The sequence below is a fragment of the Aquabacterium sp. genome, from assembly GCF_030652515.1.
GTDB lineage: Bacteria > Pseudomonadota > Gammaproteobacteria > Burkholderiales > Burkholderiaceae_C > Aquabacterium.
Window position 1 is genome coordinate 64583 of sequence record NZ_JAUSAR010000100.1, and the last position, 17185, is coordinate 81767.

Annotated in this window: 21 protein-coding genes; 11 read left to right on the top strand and 10 right to left on the bottom strand. The window is 62.4% G+C overall.

Annotated features, from left to right (window positions below; translation table 11 throughout):
* Nucleotides 1–27: 27 nt before the first annotated feature.
* Nucleotides 28–1509 (top strand): efflux transporter outer membrane subunit, encoded by a 1482-nt coding sequence (locus tag Q7V20_RS11995; protein WP_370652456.1) that lies wholly within the window; start codon nucleotides 28–30, stop codon nucleotides 1507–1509.
* Nucleotides 1510–1536: 27 nt separating this feature from the next.
* Here Q7V20_RS11995 and Q7V20_RS12000 read toward each other — a convergent pair whose 3' ends face one another.
* Nucleotides 1537–2190: an LON peptidase substrate-binding domain-containing protein gene (locus Q7V20_RS12000; RefSeq protein WP_304791096.1), complete on the bottom strand. Its 654-nt coding sequence runs from the start codon at nucleotides 2188–2190 to the stop codon at nucleotides 1537–1539.
* A gap of 257 nt (nucleotides 2191–2447) precedes the next feature.
* Between Q7V20_RS12000 and Q7V20_RS12005 the strand changes: the two genes are divergently transcribed.
* On the top strand, nucleotides 2448–3242 hold the full coding sequence (locus tag Q7V20_RS12005) for a hypothetical protein (RefSeq protein WP_304791099.1): 795 nt from the start codon (nucleotides 2448–2450) through the stop codon (nucleotides 3240–3242).
* Nucleotides 3243–3352: 110 nt separating this feature from the next.
* Entirely contained in the window at nucleotides 3353–3868 is a 516-nt protein-coding gene (locus Q7V20_RS12010) for a DinB family protein (RefSeq protein WP_304791102.1), read from the top strand.
* Here the strand turns inward: Q7V20_RS12010 and Q7V20_RS12015 are convergent.
* Entirely contained in the window at nucleotides 3834–4166 is a 333-nt protein-coding gene (locus tag Q7V20_RS12015) for a hypothetical protein (RefSeq protein WP_304791105.1), read from the bottom strand. The genes Q7V20_RS12010 and Q7V20_RS12015 overlap by 35 nt on opposite strands.
* A 236-nt stretch (nucleotides 4167–4402) precedes the next feature.
* Between Q7V20_RS12015 and Q7V20_RS12020 the strand changes: the two genes are divergently transcribed.
* The 7 genes from Q7V20_RS12020 to Q7V20_RS12050 all read left to right on the top strand — a co-directional run bounded on the left by Q7V20_RS12020 (nucleotide 4403) and on the right by Q7V20_RS12050 (nucleotide 8584).
* A complete protein-coding gene (locus Q7V20_RS12020) occupies nucleotides 4403–4891 on the top strand; it encodes a GNAT family N-acetyltransferase (protein ID WP_304791108.1) in 489 nt (162 codons plus the stop codon).
* Between the two features lie 15 nt (nucleotides 4892–4906).
* Nucleotides 4907–5722, top strand: coding sequence for a CPBP family intramembrane glutamic endopeptidase (locus Q7V20_RS12025; protein ID WP_304791111.1), 816 nt, complete (start codon nucleotides 4907–4909; stop codon nucleotides 5720–5722).
* Between the two features lie 139 nt (nucleotides 5723–5861).
* Nucleotides 5862–6260, top strand: coding sequence for a hypothetical protein (locus tag Q7V20_RS12030; protein WP_304791113.1), 399 nt, complete (start codon nucleotides 5862–5864; stop codon nucleotides 6258–6260).
* Nucleotides 6261–6278: 18 nt separating this feature from the next.
* Nucleotides 6279–6836, top strand: coding sequence for a hypothetical protein (locus Q7V20_RS12035; RefSeq protein WP_304791116.1), 558 nt, complete (start codon nucleotides 6279–6281; stop codon nucleotides 6834–6836).
* A 31-nt stretch (nucleotides 6837–6867) separates the two neighbouring features.
* Nucleotides 6868–7650, top strand: coding sequence for a hypothetical protein (locus Q7V20_RS12040; RefSeq protein ID WP_304791118.1), 783 nt, complete (start codon nucleotides 6868–6870; stop codon nucleotides 7648–7650).
* A gap of 64 nt (nucleotides 7651–7714) precedes the next feature.
* On the top strand, nucleotides 7715–7948 hold the full coding sequence (locus tag Q7V20_RS12045; protein ID WP_370652458.1) for a VOC family protein: 234 nt from the start codon (nucleotides 7715–7717) through the stop codon (nucleotides 7946–7948).
* A 78-nt stretch (nucleotides 7949–8026) separates the two neighbouring features.
* On the top strand, nucleotides 8027–8584 hold the full coding sequence (locus Q7V20_RS12050; RefSeq protein WP_304791125.1) for a hypothetical protein: 558 nt from the start codon (nucleotides 8027–8029) through the stop codon (nucleotides 8582–8584).
* A 31-nt stretch (nucleotides 8585–8615) separates the two neighbouring features.
* Here the strand turns inward: Q7V20_RS12050 and Q7V20_RS12055 are convergent, their stop codons facing one another.
* Both Q7V20_RS12055 and Q7V20_RS12060 read right to left on the bottom strand, forming a co-directional pair.
* Complete coding sequence (locus Q7V20_RS12055) at nucleotides 8616–9287, bottom strand: hypothetical protein (RefSeq protein ID WP_304791128.1); 672 nt, start codon at nucleotides 9285–9287, stop codon at nucleotides 8616–8618.
* Between the two features lie 48 nt (nucleotides 9288–9335).
* Nucleotides 9336–10565, bottom strand: coding sequence for a helix-turn-helix domain-containing protein (locus Q7V20_RS12060; protein WP_304791131.1), 1230 nt, complete (start codon nucleotides 10563–10565; stop codon nucleotides 9336–9338).
* A 47-nt stretch (nucleotides 10566–10612) separates the two neighbouring features.
* Between Q7V20_RS12060 and Q7V20_RS12065 the strand changes: the two genes are divergently transcribed.
* Nucleotides 10613–11860 carry a lytic murein transglycosylase gene (locus tag Q7V20_RS12065; protein WP_304791134.1) on the top strand — a complete coding sequence of 416 codons (1248 nt, stop codon included), beginning with the start codon at nucleotides 10613–10615 and terminating at the stop codon, nucleotides 11858–11860.
* 15 nt (nucleotides 11861–11875) lie between these two features.
* On the opposite strand, the gene Q7V20_RS12070 is transcribed toward Q7V20_RS12065, so the two are convergent.
* The 6 genes from Q7V20_RS12070 to Q7V20_RS12095 form a co-directional block, all read right to left on the bottom strand.
* On the bottom strand, nucleotides 11876–12658 hold the full coding sequence (locus Q7V20_RS12070) for a metallophosphoesterase (RefSeq protein ID WP_304791137.1): 783 nt from the start codon (nucleotides 12656–12658) through the stop codon (nucleotides 11876–11878).
* Nucleotides 12655–13629 carry a diacylglycerol kinase family protein gene (locus Q7V20_RS12075; protein ID WP_304791141.1) on the bottom strand — a complete coding sequence of 325 codons (975 nt, stop codon included), beginning with the start codon at nucleotides 13627–13629 and terminating at the stop codon, nucleotides 12655–12657. The genes Q7V20_RS12070 and Q7V20_RS12075 overlap by 4 nt, the downstream gene beginning before the upstream one ends.
* Nucleotides 13630–13751: 122 nt before the next feature.
* Nucleotides 13752–15197 carry a SulP family inorganic anion transporter gene (locus Q7V20_RS12080; RefSeq protein WP_304791143.1) on the bottom strand — a complete coding sequence of 482 codons (1446 nt, stop codon included), beginning with the start codon at nucleotides 15195–15197 and terminating at the stop codon, nucleotides 13752–13754.
* 7 nt (nucleotides 15198–15204) lie between these two features.
* Nucleotides 15205–15441: a hypothetical protein gene (locus Q7V20_RS12085; protein WP_304791145.1), complete on the bottom strand. Its 237-nt coding sequence runs from the start codon at nucleotides 15439–15441 to the stop codon at nucleotides 15205–15207.
* Between the two features lie 23 nt (nucleotides 15442–15464).
* The gene (locus tag Q7V20_RS12090) at nucleotides 15465–15674 is read right to left on the bottom strand and encodes a DUF3820 family protein (RefSeq protein WP_304791148.1); all 210 of its coding nucleotides are present in this window, start codon (nucleotides 15672–15674) and stop codon (nucleotides 15465–15467) included.
* A 57-nt stretch (nucleotides 15675–15731) separates the two neighbouring features.
* The gene (locus Q7V20_RS12095) at nucleotides 15732–17150 is read right to left on the bottom strand and encodes an MFS transporter (RefSeq protein ID WP_304791150.1); all 1419 of its coding nucleotides are present in this window, start codon (nucleotides 17148–17150) and stop codon (nucleotides 15732–15734) included.
* Nucleotides 17151–17185 lie beyond the last annotated feature (35 nt).

The window sequence follows — 17185 nt, forward strand, 5'->3', positions numbered from 1 at the left end:
ATGACGATGAGAGATGCTGGAGAACACATGATGTTGATCAAGCCCCTGAGACGTGGCGCGATCGCGGCCACCACCTTGTTGGCCGTGGCCTTGCTGAGTGCCTGCACCACGGTCGGCCCCAACTTTGCCGCGCCCAAGTTCGAGTCCGTGCCCAGCTACCGCCATGTGGACGGCAAGGCCCCCGACAGCGCGACCATGCCGCTCGACAGCTGGACCCTGTTCGGCGATGCCACATTGGATGCGCTGGAGCGACGTGCCTTGCGCGACAGCCCCAATGTGCAGGCCGCAGGCCAACGCATGCTGGAAGCCCAGGCCCTGCTGGGCGTGGCGAAATCCGATGACGGCGTGAAGCTGGGCGTCAGCACGGGGGCCGGCTACTCGCATTCGTCCGAGAACACCTCGCAGGCCATCATGCTGGGCCGCCGCACGGTGGAGGGCAGCAACTTCACCCTGGGCGCTTCACTGTCTTACGAGCTGGACCTGTGGGGCCGCGTGCGCCGCGCTGTCGAGTCGGCCGATGCCCAGGCCCTGGCCGCCCGTTACGACCGCGATGGTGTGCTGCTGATGCTGACCCACCAGGTGGCCGTGGGCTACTTCCAGTTGCGTGGCCTGGATGCCGAGATCGCGATTCTGGACAGCGCGCTGGACACCCGGCGCGAGACCGAACAACTGGTGAGTGCCCGCTTTGACACCGGCCTGTCGAACGAGCTGGACTTGTCACGCGCGCGCATTGAGAGGGCCAACGCCGAAGCTGATTTGCACGAAGCGCGCCGCCAGCGCCAGACGTTGGAGCATGGTCTGGCCGTGCTGGTGGGCGCCTCGCCCAGCGAGCCCCTGATCGCCAGCCTGGGCAGCGCGGCCAAGACCGCTTTGCCCGTGCCCCCCACGATTCCCGTGGGCCTGCCCGCCAGCTTGTTGGCGCAGCGGCCCGACCTGTCGTCCAGCGTGGCCGGGCTGCGCTCGCTCAATGCCCAGGTGGGCGTGGCCGAAAGCGCCTTCTATCCCTCGGTGAGCTTGACGGGCAACTATGGTTTCGCGTCCGAGAAGCTGCGCGAGTTGACCAACAGCGGCTCGCAACAGTTCAACGTCGGCCCGCTGGCGCTGTCATTGCCCATCTTGGATGGCGGCCACAACCAGGCCAACCTGGCCGCATCGCAAGCGCGCTATGCGCAGGCCATGGCCACGCACCGGGGCAAGTTGTTGACCGCCTTGCGCGAGGTGGAAGATGCCTTGTCTGACCTGCAGCAGCGCCAGTTGCAGGCCGATGCCCAGGCCCAGGCCCAGCAGGCTGCAGGCCGGGCTTACGAGGTGGCGCGCGCCCGCTATGAGCGCGGCGTCTCCAACTACCTGGACGTGACCGATGCGCAGCGCAGCAGCCTGAGCGCTGATCGCGCGGCCGCGCAGATCCGCACCCAGCGTTTGCTGGCGGCGGTGAACCTGGCGCGTGCGCTGGGCGGCGGCTGGTCGCCCGAGGCTTCGCTCACGATTGCCAAGGCGGTGCAGCCCTAGTCAGGCATCGGCGGCAACGGGCCCCTATCAAGGGCCCGGATTCTGGCTCAGGCGCTCCAGGCGGTCCAGCCACTCGGCGATCAACTCCAGGCGCCACAAGGGGTTGTCCAGGCTCATCAGGCGTTGGCGTTCACCGGCGGGCAAAGGCAGGCATTCTGCCCAGCGGTTGGACAGCCAGCCGGCGTCTTGCCAGAGTGGGTCGCCGGGCGGGGCGGGCAGGGGTGGGGCGCCTTCCTGGTTGGCCATGGCGGTGAGCGCGTCTTGCAGGCGCTGGCTGAGCGAGGCCAGTTCAGCGGGCACCGTCGCAGGGGCGTCATCGGGCAGCAGCTGGATGACACCTGTCCACAGGCCGTGGGGCAAGACCCGCACGCTGTCGAGCGTGAAGCGCTGGGTGCCGCGAGCTTGTACCAGCATCAGGCCGGGCTGGGGATGCTCGATGCGCTCCAGCGTGGCCAGGGTGCCGACGTGGGCCAGGGTCTCGGCGCTGCTGCCCTCGCCGGGGCGCGGGGCACGCCGCACTTCGTGGCCGCTTTGCAGGCAGACCACGCCGAAGGGCTCACCGCTTTGCTCGCAACGCTTCATGAGGTCGAGGTAGCGGACCTCGAAGATCTGCAAGGGGAGCAGGCCACCGGGGAAGAGGACGGTGTGCAGGGGGAAGAGGGGCAGGGCTGTGAAGTCCATGGTGCGGGATGTGCTCGGTGGAGCTTGCAGTGTGCCCGTTCGGGGTCATGGACGCCTCTGGCATGATGGGTAACGCTTGCGCGTCACCAGGGAGAAGTACATGGGTCTTATTGCGAAATGCTCCGTCCGTCGAGGGAAGAGGGCGCTTCTTGGCTGTCGGCGTGAGGGGATGAAGCCCGAGTTATCCGCCGCATTCGATGTTCTATCGGGTGCGGATAGATGCAACTTTGAAGCCTAAACAATAGTTAGGCTTTCACATGGCTGAGTCGTTATACGAATCTGCGATCCAAAACATGAGTGCAACTGTGCATCAACTGGCGCTTCTTGTCCCGCAGCCTCAAAAGATTCCATTTGCGGATTCCTTTGCCTATCGATATGTCGAAAAGACAATCCAACAAGCGATAGTTCAAAAACTCGCGCGGTACGTTACAACGCTACGCGCCACTTTCATCCTGCTGGAGTACGGATTCCTTCAAGAACAAGCATCTCTTCAACGAATTCTCGACGAGATACAAGAAGACGTCACGTTCTTGTCCTACGCTCTCATCGTCGGGGAGGTAAGCGAACTACACCAAAAATTTCTCGATGCGTTTTATCAAGAGGAATTTGATCTGACGACAGGAAAGCTGGGCGAACAAGATCGCCCCATGGTGCCAAGGAAAAAGATCAGGGCATACATAGCCAACGTCGAAGGGGCCAATCAGAACCCAAGTCAAGGTGTACGTGTCTCACGCGAAATCAGCAAAGCATATTCAGGCTTCATCCATGCGGCCTCCCCTCAAGTTATGGACATGTACTTCGGGACACCGCCGAGGTTTCACCTGAGCGGCATGCATGGCACATTCAGGCAGGAAGAACACCGCGAGGACGTATGGAACTATGTCTACAGAGGTATCCTGGTGTTCTCGTGCGCAGCACAAGCTCTCGGCAATGCCAAGTTGTGCGAGAACATCCTATTCTTCGCTCAAAAATTCGCACATCAAGCAGGCAAAGATTACGGACTCAAGGACCGCAGCAATCAACCAGAAGTAGACGGCAACTCAAATGGATGAAGGTTCGTTGAACACAAGCTTTGAAACGCGAAACTCAATCGCTGAAGCACCTGTTACCAGCCTAACTCGGTGCCCCTTACTTTTGGCGTTGGCCTGAAAGGCATCTTCCTATGATCACCACCGCTTATTGCTGCATGATGGCGCAGTACAACGTTTGGATGAATTCTCGCCTCTATGCAATCTGCGAGAAAGTGCCCCCCTCTGATCTTTACGCAGACAGAGGCGCATTTTTCAAATCCATCTACGGCACGCTAAATCACATCATGTACGCGGACCTTGCCTTCCTTAGCCGGTTCACAGGAAATCCTGCCGTCGTACCCGAAATCGATGCAGACCTTTTTGGTAGCTTTGAGCGCTTGCGTATTGAACGTGCGCAGCTCGATACAAGGATGTTGGAATGGTCTGAAACGCTGTCACCAACATGGCTGGCCGAGACGCTCTCATATAAAAGCAAAGTTGATGGCCTTGTTCGTACGTTTCCAAAATGGATGCTTGTTACCCACACATTCAATCACCAAACGCATCACCGGGGGCAAGTTACAACCTTGCTAACCCAACTGGGCCTTGATGTGGGCGCCACTGACATCCCTTTCATGCCCCACCTTCAGGCGGATGCTCTGGCGTGAGCGAAACTTGTTTTGGCTCACCCGCCGGTCCTTCTCGCCCCAGCAGCCCAGCCTCAAGCAGCAAGTGCAACACGATGAGTGCAGTCACGATGCTGAATGAATCTGAAATGACCGGTGACATACAGCGGTTCTTTGAAGCGTTTTGCAAGAGAAGATCGCCCAGTACTTTCAAGGTTTCCTGAACAAGTACCATGAGCAAGGCTGTCGCGCTTGTCGTTTCCAAAAAATGCAAGTTGTCCCGCTGGGTCAAATGAGTGTGCTTGCTTCGGTAACTTGGGACCTGCTGCGCGATGATCAAAGTGTCGCCAGTCGCTGGCGCGAGTCGTACAAACTCACTCGGGGGGCTAGCAATGAACTTCGCATCTACGCTTCAACTGATCATGTTGAAATTGAGTGGCTCAATCAACCGCGCACCGGTCACCAGCCTAGCTGCCGGTTAACCTGAGCGTTGGGCAACGCAGGGAGACCCGTGTGGGATTGGGATGCAGGTTTCGCAGCGCCTTGTGGGCACTAATCCCCAAGACCGTCATGATCATGAGCAAGCATGAGCTTGCAAATTACAAGAAGAACACCGTGCCAATCTTCGAACGAGCGTCAGCAGCAGACATCCCCGCACTCAGTGAGTTGCTATCGGTTCTGTTCGCCCAAGAAATTGAGTTCCAGCCAAACGAGGCAGCTCAATGCAAAGGCTTGTCAGCCATCATCAGCAACCCTGATCTTGGCGTCATCCTGCTTGCTCGTGAAGGCTCCACCATCTTGGCAATGGTCAACCTGCTGTTCACCGTTTCCACGGCAATCGGTGAGCGTGTCGCGCTTCTCGAGGACATGGTCGTGTCCCCCAGCGCACGTGGCTCGGGTGTGGGATCGGACTTGCTGAATCACGCCATGGATTTCGCTCGCCTTCACGGCGTCAAACGCATCACCTTGCTCACGGATCGCGAGAACACGTCGGCCCAGCGCTTCTATGCAAAGCATGGCTTCTCTCGGTCAACCATGGTCGCGCTGCGGCGGACCATCGGTTGAAGCCTGAGCACTCCTATGCCGCCTGAGAGAACAACCTTCCCTTCTGCCCCACAAGCGGCTTTCCTGCTGTTGGCTGGATTTGTTCTTCAATACATTCTGGGCGCGGCGCTGTATGACTTTCGCGATGCCCTTGGCCTCACCGACGAGCAACTCTTGGCGCTGGCCATGTTGTTGGCCAACGGCATTCTGATCACCGCAGCCATGCACATTCGGGGAATGGGCTATCGCGAACTTGTGCACCCGAGCAAAGTGTCGCCTTGGTCAGTTTTCATTTTCCTGGTTCCCCCAATACTTCTTCTCATACCGTTCGCAGTGCTGTTGGACGTTTCACTGATCAGTGCCATTGAATCTGTGCTCCCGATTTCTGCCTGGGAGCAGCAAGCATTCGCCGCCATGGTCAGGCCCACGTTACCGGCGTTCATTGCCACTTGTGTGATTGCGCCAGTGGTGGAGGAGATGCTGTTTCGCGGCATCCTGCTGCGATCTTTCCTTGATCGGTACCCACGTGGCTTGGCCATTGGCTATTCGGCTCTGTACTTTGGGGCCGCTCATCTGAACATCTACCAGTTTCTCCTGGCGTTTCTGCTTGGGCTGTTGATGGGATGGCTCTATGAAAGATCTCGTTCATTGATTCCCTGCGTTGCCCTGCACGCAGCGATCAACAGCACTGTCTTTTTATGGGTTGCACCGATGGAAACTGAAGCAAGTCTGGCCCCGTCTGCCATTCCAGGATCTGTGTGGCTGGCCGCGATTTTCGCGGCGACCATTGGAGCGATCGCCTTGCGCCGCTTGCTTACCTCAAGCGCAAAGAGCGTGGCGGAGGAAGCTTGAGATGTACTCAGCAGGCCTTCCTGCATTGAACTTCTCGCAGATGAACGCCATTCAGCAGTGCTTCTTTGCAGTCTGCGCAGGAGATGCTGACCCAGGTTCTTAGGATCGAGAATCAAACGTAACGCAAAGGGAGAAAAACTTGAATCGCAAACTCATCGCCATGGCCATTTCATTGGTCGTTGCATCCGCGCTTGGCTGTTCGAAGAAGGCCGCTTCCATTGAAGGCAAATGGGCCATCGATTTGGCACCCATGATCCAGCAAGCCCAGAGCTTGAACGCGTCCAGCCGTGACATCGAATCCATCAAGGAGACCTTCAGCAGCGGCCGACTGGAAATCGACAGCCAACGCATCACATTGACCATTGAGGGCATCAACGATCATGAAGTCAAAGAGTATGTCGTCTCGTCCGTGGAGGGCGCATGCTCTTTGCTGTCGATCCAGTCCTCTGCCAAGCCCCACAAGTATTGCTTGAGCGAAGGTCGCCTGGAAGTCCATGATCCCAGCACGCCGCTGACGGCTGTCTATCGGCGCCTTTAGATAACTGCGGAGCAAATCATGCCGAATACCTACTTGCTGAAGCTCAGCCCAGACTCAACCATCAACGAGTCGGCAACCACTTATCGAAAGTACTACAGCCTTGCCAAAGAGTTCAAGTTCGTGTCGCCCGATCACACCAACCCGTCAAGCAAGGCGGATTCGAATTGGACGACGTTGAGGACAGGGGTGCTTGAAGGCGTCACGCTGGAGGACACGGTGATCATCGTGGCCCACGGGACCAAGACGACGGTTGCCGAAAAAGAGGTGCACGATCTGGCGGTGGCCTTGTCTCGCTGGGGGCTCACGAAGGCAGGTTGCATCATCTTCAAGTGTTGCGATGTCGGCCGAGCGGACTTCCTGGAGAGGTTCGTGGAAAAAGCTCATTCGATGAAGATGGACATCGGTTTGGTCAAGGGATACCGCGGCACCGCGCACACCATTCCCCTGTCGAAACCTTACGAGTTCGTCCGCCACAACATGTCGATCAAATCTGGTTCAAAGCGGTACAAGATCGTTCAAGGTAAAAGAGTGACCTACAACCAGGGGGAGTTGAACATGCTGGCCCTGGAAGACTGAACAACATGCTAATTTCGCGGATGGGTAACGCGTGCCGCCACCCAACAAACTCAAAGGTAAAAAAATGGATCGTCGTCTTTTGTTGATCTCGCTCGCACTTCCTCTTCTGGCAGCTTGTACCACCACGAAGTTTGCAAAGCTTCAGTTCATCCCGGTCAAACAGGCCGACCACGAGCGGATCCAGACTTGGCCTGCAACTGGATCACGGGTCACGGTGGAGCTTGGCGAGTCCATGATCAAGACATACTCGGTCGCCACTTTGCCGGCCATGAAGCTCGCCGCTCGCTTTCGCCACATCACCAACTACCGCGAGACCCTCCGCATGGCATTGGACATCCCAGCAGGAGATTTGGAACTTGCCGGCACAGACGAAAACGGTGGTAAGTATTACGCTGCAGAGCCTGGCGTTGAACTGTCTTATGAAAGCAAAGGAGCCTTCGCAGATCCGGAGGTGCTGAAGGGCGGCATTCATGTGGCCACCAATGGAACGACCTCCGTCTTTTGGTTCTGGCCCGAGGATGCGGTTCCCAATCTCAGCCCCGCGGCAGAACTCAAGGTGGCACCAGCCACCGTCCAACGCCCGCCCCGAGAGGCGCCATTTCAACGAGAGCTCGTCTACTCAGGAACATCACAATCGACACTGTCCTTGCTGTACAGAGAGTTCAAAGACAACATGGCGCGGCCCGCATTCTCACAAGACCTCAAGTACGACATCGCCAAAAGCTCGGTGGTCGGCTTCAAAGGCTCCCGTTTCGAGATCATCGAAGCGGGGAATACAACCATCACGTACCGAATTCTCACCCCACTGCCATGAAGCTGGGGCACCCAAAGCAAACCATGGAGCGAAGTGGCGCCATGCTCATGAAGCCTCGCTACTCATCGTCATGGCGGGTGAGTGTCCGGATGCCTTGCCGGTGAGTGCAATCGGCGACCACTCCTACTTCGCTTACGTACAAGTGGAGGGCATTGACGAGCTGCATGAGGCTTTCAGTCAGCGTGGCGTCACCTTTGTAAAATCATTGCGAGATGAAGCATGGGGCATGCGTGAGTTCGGCATCGAAACCATCGATGGTCATCGGATGATGTTTGGGCAGGCATGTTTGCCAGCTTGAGTTCGGCTTGCAAGAGTAAAGTCCTGCCCTCATGCACTTCGTGCGCTTGCGCGGGTTACCTCTGGTTTTAGCCACGACATGGGTTGGATCTTTCAAACCGGAGTCACCAAGCGGGCCAAGCAAGTCACCGGGGCAGGCCTGATCGTCATGGTGGCCGCCATCTACGGTGGCATGAATCGGCGTAATTTCATTCCATCGGACTTGGTCGATGCGCTGGCCATGCCACTTGCCGCCGTCATGGGTGTTTGCGCGCTGTTTGCGATCTTCTTGGACAAAAACCCCAACGTACATTACAACCAATACGGTCCGCTGCGCCGTCTGTCATTTGTGCTGGTTGGCGCCCTCTTTTTTTCCCTCATGAGTTGGATGGCGTTTTATTGGGGGGCACCAGCGTTCATCACCCAAATGTGGGGTGACTCCTCTCAGGTCGAGGTCCGCGTTCAAAAAGTTTTTTCCAAAAGAACTGGACGCGGATGCCACCATCACATCGAGATCAGCGGCCCTGGTCTCGCGGGCCCTGCCCAACCCTGCGTATCCAAAGAAACCTGGCAACAAGCCAAGGCAGGCGGCCTAGTGCGACTGCAGTTAAGCACCAGCAGCTTGGGCGTTCAAATAGATGACATTGAACAAAAATAGGGTGCGCAACGCGGGCTGGCGCCCTCGCCAATCACAATCCACCGCTGGTCCCTGCCGATTTTGAAGGCCGCCGCACAGCGCGCACCTTGCCGCTTGGGCCGCCACCGCAGTAAAACAAGGCCGCCCCATCCGACTCCAGCCCACTGACCCCCGTGCCACTGGGCATCGCCAGCCGCTCCAGCACCGCACCGCTTTGCGGGTTGATGCGGCGCAGCTCGCTTTCGTCACCTTCCCAGGTGCCATGCCACAGGTCGCCATCCACCCAGGTCACGCCCGTGACAAAACGGTTGGATTCGATGGTGCGCAGGACCTTGCCGGTTTGCGGATCGATCTGGTGGATCTTGCGATCGCGGTATTGCCCCACCCATAAGCTGCCTTCGGCCCAGGTCAGCCCCGAGTCGCTGCCACTGCCGGGTGCAGGGATGGACGCCACGACCTGGCCGGTGCTCGGGTCGATCTTGTCGATGCGGGTCTCGGCGATCTGGTAGAGGTGGGTGCCGTCAAAGGCCGTGCCTGCATCGCAGGCCACGTCCAGCGTGCGCAAGGTGGTGCCTTGGGCTGGATCGAAGGCGACCAGTTTGGCGCCCGTGGCGGCCCAAACGCGGTGGCCGTCGTGCGTGACGCCGTGGATGCGGTCGCTGCCAGCGAAGGGGCCGTATTCGCGCACGATCTCGGCGGTGCGGGGGAGGGTCTTGGTGGTCATCTCTGGGCTCCTGGTGATGCGCCTGGAGGCGGCGCGATGGAGGCCACTTTAGTCAAGTGACAGCGCAGCAGGGAGTAACAAGATTGTCGTGAATCCAGCCAGCGGGGGCGACAACCAGCGGCGCGCGCGTGCCTGCCCGATGGCGCGGACTTGGCCGGTGGACTGCAGCTCGGCCAGCGCACGCTGCACGGTGCGCTGGCTGGCGCCCAGGGCCAGTGCCAGGGCCGAGGTTGACCAGGCCGCGCCATCAGACAGCAGCGCCACCAGCGAGGCCTGATCGCCATCGATGGGCGGTGCCAGGACCACGACCGCACGCCCATCGCAAGGCCGAAGGGCAAAGCCCTTGGCCGTGGCCTCGATGCCCGCGAGCCCTGTGACCAAGGCGCGCAGGCGGCCCATCTCGACCCGCAGGCGCGCCCGGTGGGTTTCGTCGGGGTGGCGGGTGCGGAAAGCCAAGGCGATCAAGGCTGGCCGATCGACATCGCCCGGCCAGGCCTCGGCGAGCATGCGCAACAGGGTGAACAGCACGGGTCGGCTGGCCAGCGGCAACCAGGCTTTGCCAGCGCGAAGGCCGTGGCGGCAGGCGTCCAGCACCAAGGCGTTCGATTCCACCAGGGTCGCCACCTCACCCAGCCGCAGTGCCTGCTCGCCATGGGGCGACAGGCGCCGGGCGGCGGGGCGTTCGAGCAAGGCTTGCATCTCCGCCACTTCAGCCAGCAGGGCGGGCACGCCCGCGCGCAAGGCCGCTTCGTGGGCGTGGGCCAGCGCCGCTTGCGCGGGGCCCATGTCCAGCGAACGCAGTGCCAGTTCAGCCGTGGACAACTCGGCCACGGTGGCCAGTGCGGGCGGTAAGCCCTGCGTGTTGATCAAGGCCAGCGTGGCAGTGGCCTGGTCGAGCTGGCCCAGCAGCAAGAGTCGGCGCACGGCGATCAAACGCGCTTGCAGGGCATTGGCGTGGTCCGCGCGTGCTTCCAAGGTGGCGGTGGCGGCGGTCAGCGCGCGCAGTGAGCTTGCGGGGCCGCTGAGGTCTCGCATGGCCAGGGCCACCTCGGCTTCGGCGACGATGCAACGCGCACGCGCCAGCTCCTCTTTGGCCCCAAAGCCCCGGGCAGCGAGCCGCAGCAGTTCGCGGGCACGCGGGTGTTCGCCCAGTTGGGCCATGGCGATGCCGCGCAGGGCCAGCGCGGGTGGGTCGTCGCGCAGGGCAACGCGCTTGAGGGCGCCGAGCGCATCGCCCGCTGCAAGGGCGCGCGCGGCCGCGGCGATCAGGGAGTCCATGGGGTCATTATCGGTTCAGTAGACTGGGCATGTTTTCTGGAGTTCTCATGCGATTGCTTTCCCTTCACATCCGGTCTGCCTTGCTGGCGCTGGCGGTCCTGTCAGGCTGTGCTTCTGGTCCTGCCACCCAGGCCCCGCCAAAAGCCCCCAGCGACGTCGAAGCGCCCATCGAACAGCGCTTCGCGCAGTGGGTGGCGAACTTCCGTGAATCGGCCCGCGCCGCTGGCATCGACGAGGCCACCTTGCACACTGCGTTGGATGGCGTGCAATTGCGTCATCGCGCCGTGGAGGCGGACCGCGCCCAGCCCGAGTTCACGCGCACCTTGTGGGACTACGTGGACGGCGTCATCACGCCGCAGCGCGTGGCCACGGGCCAGCAAAAGCTGGTGGAACTCCGCCTGGAGGCCGACGCGGCCAGCACGCGGTATGGCGTGCCCGGCCCCATCCTGATGGCGGTGTGGGGCATTGAAAGCAATTTCGGCGGCAACTATGGCGATGTGCCCGTCATCGACGCGCTGGCCACGCTGGGCTTCGAAGGTCGGCGCGAGGCCTGGGCTCGCGGTGAGTTGCTGGCGGCCCTGAAGATCCTGCAGCATGGCGACATCGAACGGCCCCGCATGATCGGGTCATGGGCCGGTGCCATGGGCCAGACGCAGTTCATGCCGTCGTCCTACCTGGCCTATGCCGTGGATGCCGATGGCGACGGGCGCCGAGACATCTGGGGCAGCATGGCCGATGTGTTGGCCTCCACCGCCAACTACCTGGCCAAGTCAGGCTGGCGGGCCCATGAGCCTTGGGGCCTGGAAGTGCAATTGCCCGCAGGGTTCGACCCAGCCCGTGCCGACCCTGCGGTGCAGCAAAGCTCGGCGCAGTGGGCTGCGGAAGGTGTGCGGGCCATGGGTGATGCGCCATGGCCCGCGTTGGCCGATGCCTCGATCCTGCTGCCAGCGGGGGCGCGTGGGCCGACTTTCATCGTGGGGCGCAACTACCGCGCTGTCCTGCGCTACAACAACTCAACGAGCTACGCGCTCACCGTGTGCCTGCTGGCCCAGCGCATCGGCGGTGGCCCGGGTGTTCAGGCCGCCTGGCCGTTGGATTTGCGCGCCTTGACGCGTGGCGAGGTGTCGGCCTTGCAAACGGCGTTGAACCGGCGCGGTTTTGACAGCGGCACCCCCGATGGTCAGGTGGGCCCCGCCACGCGCCAGGCCTTGCGGGCGTTTCAACGCAGTGTGGGTTTGCCAGCAGATGGCCATCCCACTGCAGACTTGTTGGGGCGCTTGCAACAGGATCAGTGATGCCTTGGTGGGCGCTCAGCTCACATGCTCAAAGGCCGCGTGCTCGGCCTTGAAGTCCCATCGCTCGATCGACAAGGGCTGTTCCGGCATGGCGGGGCGCCTGATCAGGTTGACCGAGTTGGCCATGCCCCCCCGCACCCTGGATGACAAAGCCGTGCCGGCCTGCACCACCCAGAACGGATGCTGGGCGCCCCCACGGATGGTTTTCTGGGGCACCACAAAGGGCAGGTGAATGTGGCCACCCAGGATCAGATCGACCCCCGCCTGGCCCCACTGCGACAAGGCGGCTTCGTGCCCCTTCAGCAGGTTCTTGCGATCCTTGTCCAGCGTCACGCACACGGGTTGGTGCACGACCACGACCTTCACCTGGCCAGCTTGTGCGGCATTCAACCTGGTGGTCACGCGGTCGATCTGATCGGCCGACACCTCGCCATCCTCGTGGCGCCAGGGCCGCGTGGTGTTGACCCCGATCACCAGCCACTGCGGGGTTGAGATGCAGGGTTCCAGTTCGTGGCCGAAGGCGCGGCGGAAGTTGCCGTAAGGCGCCAGCAAGCGGGCGGCCACGTTGAACAAGGGGATGTCGTGGTTGCCAGGGATGACCAGGCGGTGCGGCGCTTTGACCTCATCGGCAAAGCGCCGCGCTGCGGCAAATTGCGAACGCCGCGCCCGTTGCGTGATGTCGCCCGACCAGACGACGATGTCGGGCTGCTGGGCTCGGGCGAGCTTCAGCAAGGCCGCCATCACGGGCGGCTGCTCGGTCCCGAAATGCGGGTCGGAGATCTGCAGCAAAACACTCACGTGGGCACCAGCAGTTGCAAGGGCTTGGGCGAGGGCTGAAAGTGCAGGGGGGTGTTCATCCAGATCACCTCACCATCGGTGGCCACCTTCAGACGCTTGGGCCGGTGAGGGCGCCGGGGTGACACGGTCAAGCTGGTGAAGGCGAAGCTGGACACCTTGTCGGCATCGCCCAATTGGCCCAAGGCGCCCCGCAACAGCAAGCCCAGCATGGCCAGTTTGCCCACCGGCTTGACGGCGATGGCCACGAGTTGCCCATCTTGCAAGGCGGGTGCCTCGGCGATGCCGATCTGCGCCATCTGCAGCGCGTTGTTGCCCACGAACAGGGTGGGCGTGACGATGGTGTGGGTGGTGTCGTCCAGCGTGAGTTTGATGACCCAGTCGCGGTGCTCCCGCAGCATGGTGGCCAGGCTGGCGAACAGGGCCACGACCCGGCTGCGCCCAAAGCGCTGCTTGAACACTTCTCGGTCTTGCAGCAGCGTGGGGTACAGGCCCATGCTGGCGTTGACGATGAAGGCCTGCTCATTGATCAGGCCCACTTGCACCGGCTTGATGTGGGCCGTCAGCAGTGATCGGGCCGCCTCTTCAATGTCTGACGAGACACCGTGGTGGCGGCCAAAGTAGTTGAAGGTGCCTTGCGGCAGGATGCCCAGGGGCAGGCCGGTGGGCAGCACTTGTTGCACCACCGCGTTGATGGTGCCGTCGCCACCGGCCGCGACCACGGCCCCGTGGTGCTGGCGTGCCAGTTCAATGGCGCGTGAAATCGCTTGAGGCAAGTTCTTGGGGTCGCTGACCTCCAGCAACTCGTGTTGCCGACCGGCCTCCTGGAACACGCGCTTCACCGTGGCCACCCTTTCCTGGGTCTCGACGTGGCCCGATCCGCCGTTCAGCACCACGAACAAAGGCGCAGTCAGGGACCAGGGCGAGGCCTGGTCATCGGGCGCAACGTCGGCAAGGGCGGTGCTGGTGGACATGCTTGGCGCTTCCATGGATGGGTGTGGGTGGCACACCATGATGGCCATGTGAGAGCCCAGGTGCAGCCAGCCAGGGCCGACCCCGTGCGTAGGCTCAGTCCGACAAACGGGGTGCGGCCAACTCAGCCTGGGTGCACGCCAGCGCGTTTGAGCAACTGCTTGCACCGGTCCGACAAGTGCAGCACCCGCAGGTGCTTGCCCGCCTTGTCGTACCGCTCGCGCAGCGTTTTCAGCGCGGCAATCGCCGAGTAGTCCACAAAGTTCAGGTGGCGGCAGTCCAGCGTCACGTGGACCGGGTCGTTGGCGATGTCGAACCGATTCAGGAAGGGCGTGACCGAGGCGAAGAACAGGGTGCCATGCACCCGGTAGAGCTTGCTGCCGTCCGGTTCAAGGTGCTGGTCGGCATACAGCTCGCGGGCGTGTTGCCAGGCGAAGTTGAGCGCGGCGATGACGATGCCGCACATGACGGCGGCGGCCAGGTCGGTGAACACCGTGATGACCGTGACCGCGATGATCATGAGCACATCGTTCAGCGGCACTTTGTTCAGCACCCGCAGCGAGGCCCACGCGAAGGTTTGCTGCGCCACCACGAACATCACCCCCACCAGCGCGGCCAGCGGAATGCGCTCGATCAGCGGCGAGAGCAGCAACACGAACATCAGGATCATCACCCCGGCCACCACGCCCGACAGCCGCCCGCGCCCGCCGGAACTGAGGTTGATCGCCGTCTGCCCGATCATGGCGCAACCGCCCATGCCGCCGAACATGCCCGACACCACGTTGGCCGCGCCCAGGGCCACGCACTCGCGGTCGGGGTAGCCGCGGCTTTCGGTGATTTCATCGGTCAGGTTCAGCGTGAGCAGTGTTTCCAGCAGGCCCACCATGGCCATCAGCACCGCGTAGGGCGCGATGATGCCCAGCGTGTCCAGGTTCCAGGGCACCTGGGGCAGGGCCAGGGCAGGCAAGCCACCCGCGATGTGCGCCATGTCGCCCAGGGTGCGTGTGGGCAGGCCGAGCAGGTTGACGGCCAGGCCCACGCCCAGGATGGCCACCAGCGCAGGCGGCACGGCGCGGGTCAGGCGTGGCATCAGGTAGACGATGGCCATCGTCAAGGCCACCAGGCCGATCATCACGTAGAGCGGTGTGCCGCTCAGCCAGCCCTCATCGCGCTTGAAGTGCTCCAGCTGGGCCAGCGCGATGACGATCGCCAGGCCGTTGACGAAGCCCAGCATCACCGGGTGCGGCACCATGCGCACCAGCTTGCCCAGGCGAAGCAGGCCGAAGGCGATCATCAGCAGCCCGCCCATCACCACGGTTGCCAGCAGGTACTGCACGCCGTGCTGCACCACCAGCGCCACGATCACCACGGCCATGGAGCCTGCGGCGCCAGAGATCATCCCGGGGCGGCCACCGAACAGCGCGGTCAAGGTGCAGATGATGAAGGCCCCGTACAGGCCCATCAAGGGATTGAGGTGGGCCACCAGGGCGAAGGCGATGCACTCGGGCACCAGGGCGAACGAGGTCGTGACGCCGGCGAGAACGTCGGCGCGCAGGGCTTGTGCTTTCAATGGATCCTCAGCACCGTCCCGATCGCCGACTGCGCGGCTGCAATTTGTCCAGCTCGGTGATCTGCTGCTTGAGCAGGATCAGCAAGGTGCGCGCGTCATCAACGGGCAAGGACAGGCAGGTGGTGCCGGTGTGCTCATCACGCGCTGGCCGGGCTTGCACCAACACATCCACGCCGATTTCAATCAGGCCGTTGTAGTGCTTCGCCGATTTCAGGCGCTGTATTTCGATGTCGTAGGTTTTCATGTGCGTTCTTCTCTCGTGCGCGCTCAGCGCCGCAGGGGCTTGAGCAGATCGTTCAAGCCGTTGTGGTCAATCTCGTGCATCAGGGCCAGCAGGCGGCCGATTTCGCCTTTGGGGAAGCCCTCGCGCGCAAACCAGTGGAGGTAGTTGCCCGGCAGATCGGCCAGGAGCACGCCTTGGTGTTTTCCGAAGGGCATGGCCATGGTGACCAGCTTCTGTAAGTCGTCAGGATTCATGGAGGGACGGTGACGGTCTGTGCGGACGAGCTTGGTTTGAGCGGGCAGTGTATCGGTTCAGCCCACCATCGCGGCAGTTCTGGCGCTGGTCGATCTGCTGAACGCGATGGCCAGGGCCAGGGCCACCAAAGCGGCCGCCACCGCGAACGTGACCCGCATCCCCATGGCGACAGCATCCGGGTGCGCCACTCTGAAATCCGCCGTGCCCGAGGCGGTGGCGAAGACGGCGCCCATGACCGACGCACCCGTGATGAGGCCCAGGTTGCGCGACAGGTTGAGCAGGCCTGAGATGACACCGCGCTGATCAGGCAACACCTGGGCCATGACGGCGGTGTTGTTGGCCGCCTGGAACAGCGCATAGCTGGCGGTGATGAGGGCGATGGGGATCACATAGCCGGCAATGCCCAGCGCCGCTGGTGCCAGGCACACCGCCAGGCACCCCAGCACCATGCCGATGAGCCCACCCAGGCTGGTGCGGTGCGGGCCAAAGCGGTCCACCGCGCGCCCGGCAGGCACGCCGGCGAACGCGGCAACCACCGGCCCCACCGACAGGACAACGCCGACCAGCGCCGCGCCCAGGCCCAGAGCGTGCGCGAGGTAGAACGGCCCGACCACCAGCGTGGCCATCATCACGGTGGCGATCAGCGCGCTCACGGCCAGGCTGGCGCTCAGCGCCCAATCGCGGAACTTCTCCAATCGGATCAAGGGTGACTTGGCATGCGCCTCGGCCCACACGAACAGGCCTAGTCCCCCCAGCGTGGTGAGGAGGAGTGCCACGTTGATCAGCCCGAAGCGGCCCCGCCCCGCCGTCATCGCGAGCGCATAGGCGGTCAGGGTGAACGCCAACAGCACGGTGCCCAGGTGGTCGAAGCGAGCCTGATCAGCCTTCAAAGGCTGGCGGTCGGCGGGCAGGCAACGCTGTGCGAGGACCAGGCCCAACCCACCCAGTGGCAGGTTGACCCAGAAGATCGAGGGCCACCCGAACTGCTGAACCAGCACCCCGCCCAGCGAGGGGCCCAGTGCCGTGCCCACCGCGGACATGGTCCCCAGCAGGCCCATGGCGCGGCCGGTCTGCGATGTCGGCACGGCCTCGCCCACCAGGGCCATCGTGAGCGCCAGCATGATGGCGGCCCCCACGCCTTGCACACCCCGTGCGGCGATCAACCACCCCAGGCCCGGCGCGGTGGCGCACAGGGCGGAGCCCACGGTGAAGAGTCCGATGCCCACCATCAGTAGCCGCCGACGGCCCACGAGGTCGCCCAGCCGACCCATGCTGACCATCAGCGCGGTGGTGGCCAGCAGGTAGGCCAGCACGATCCACTGGGCTTGCTGGAACGACGCGCCCAAGGCCTCGGCCAAGGTGGGCAGTGCCACATTGGCGATGCTGGTGCCCAGCGAGGGCAGCAGCATGCACAGCGCCAGGCTGGCCAGCACCCAGGCGACCGATGGGCCGCTTTCTTTGCCTGAAATTTCCATGTGAACCTCGTCTGTCTGATGACCCAAAAATGGCG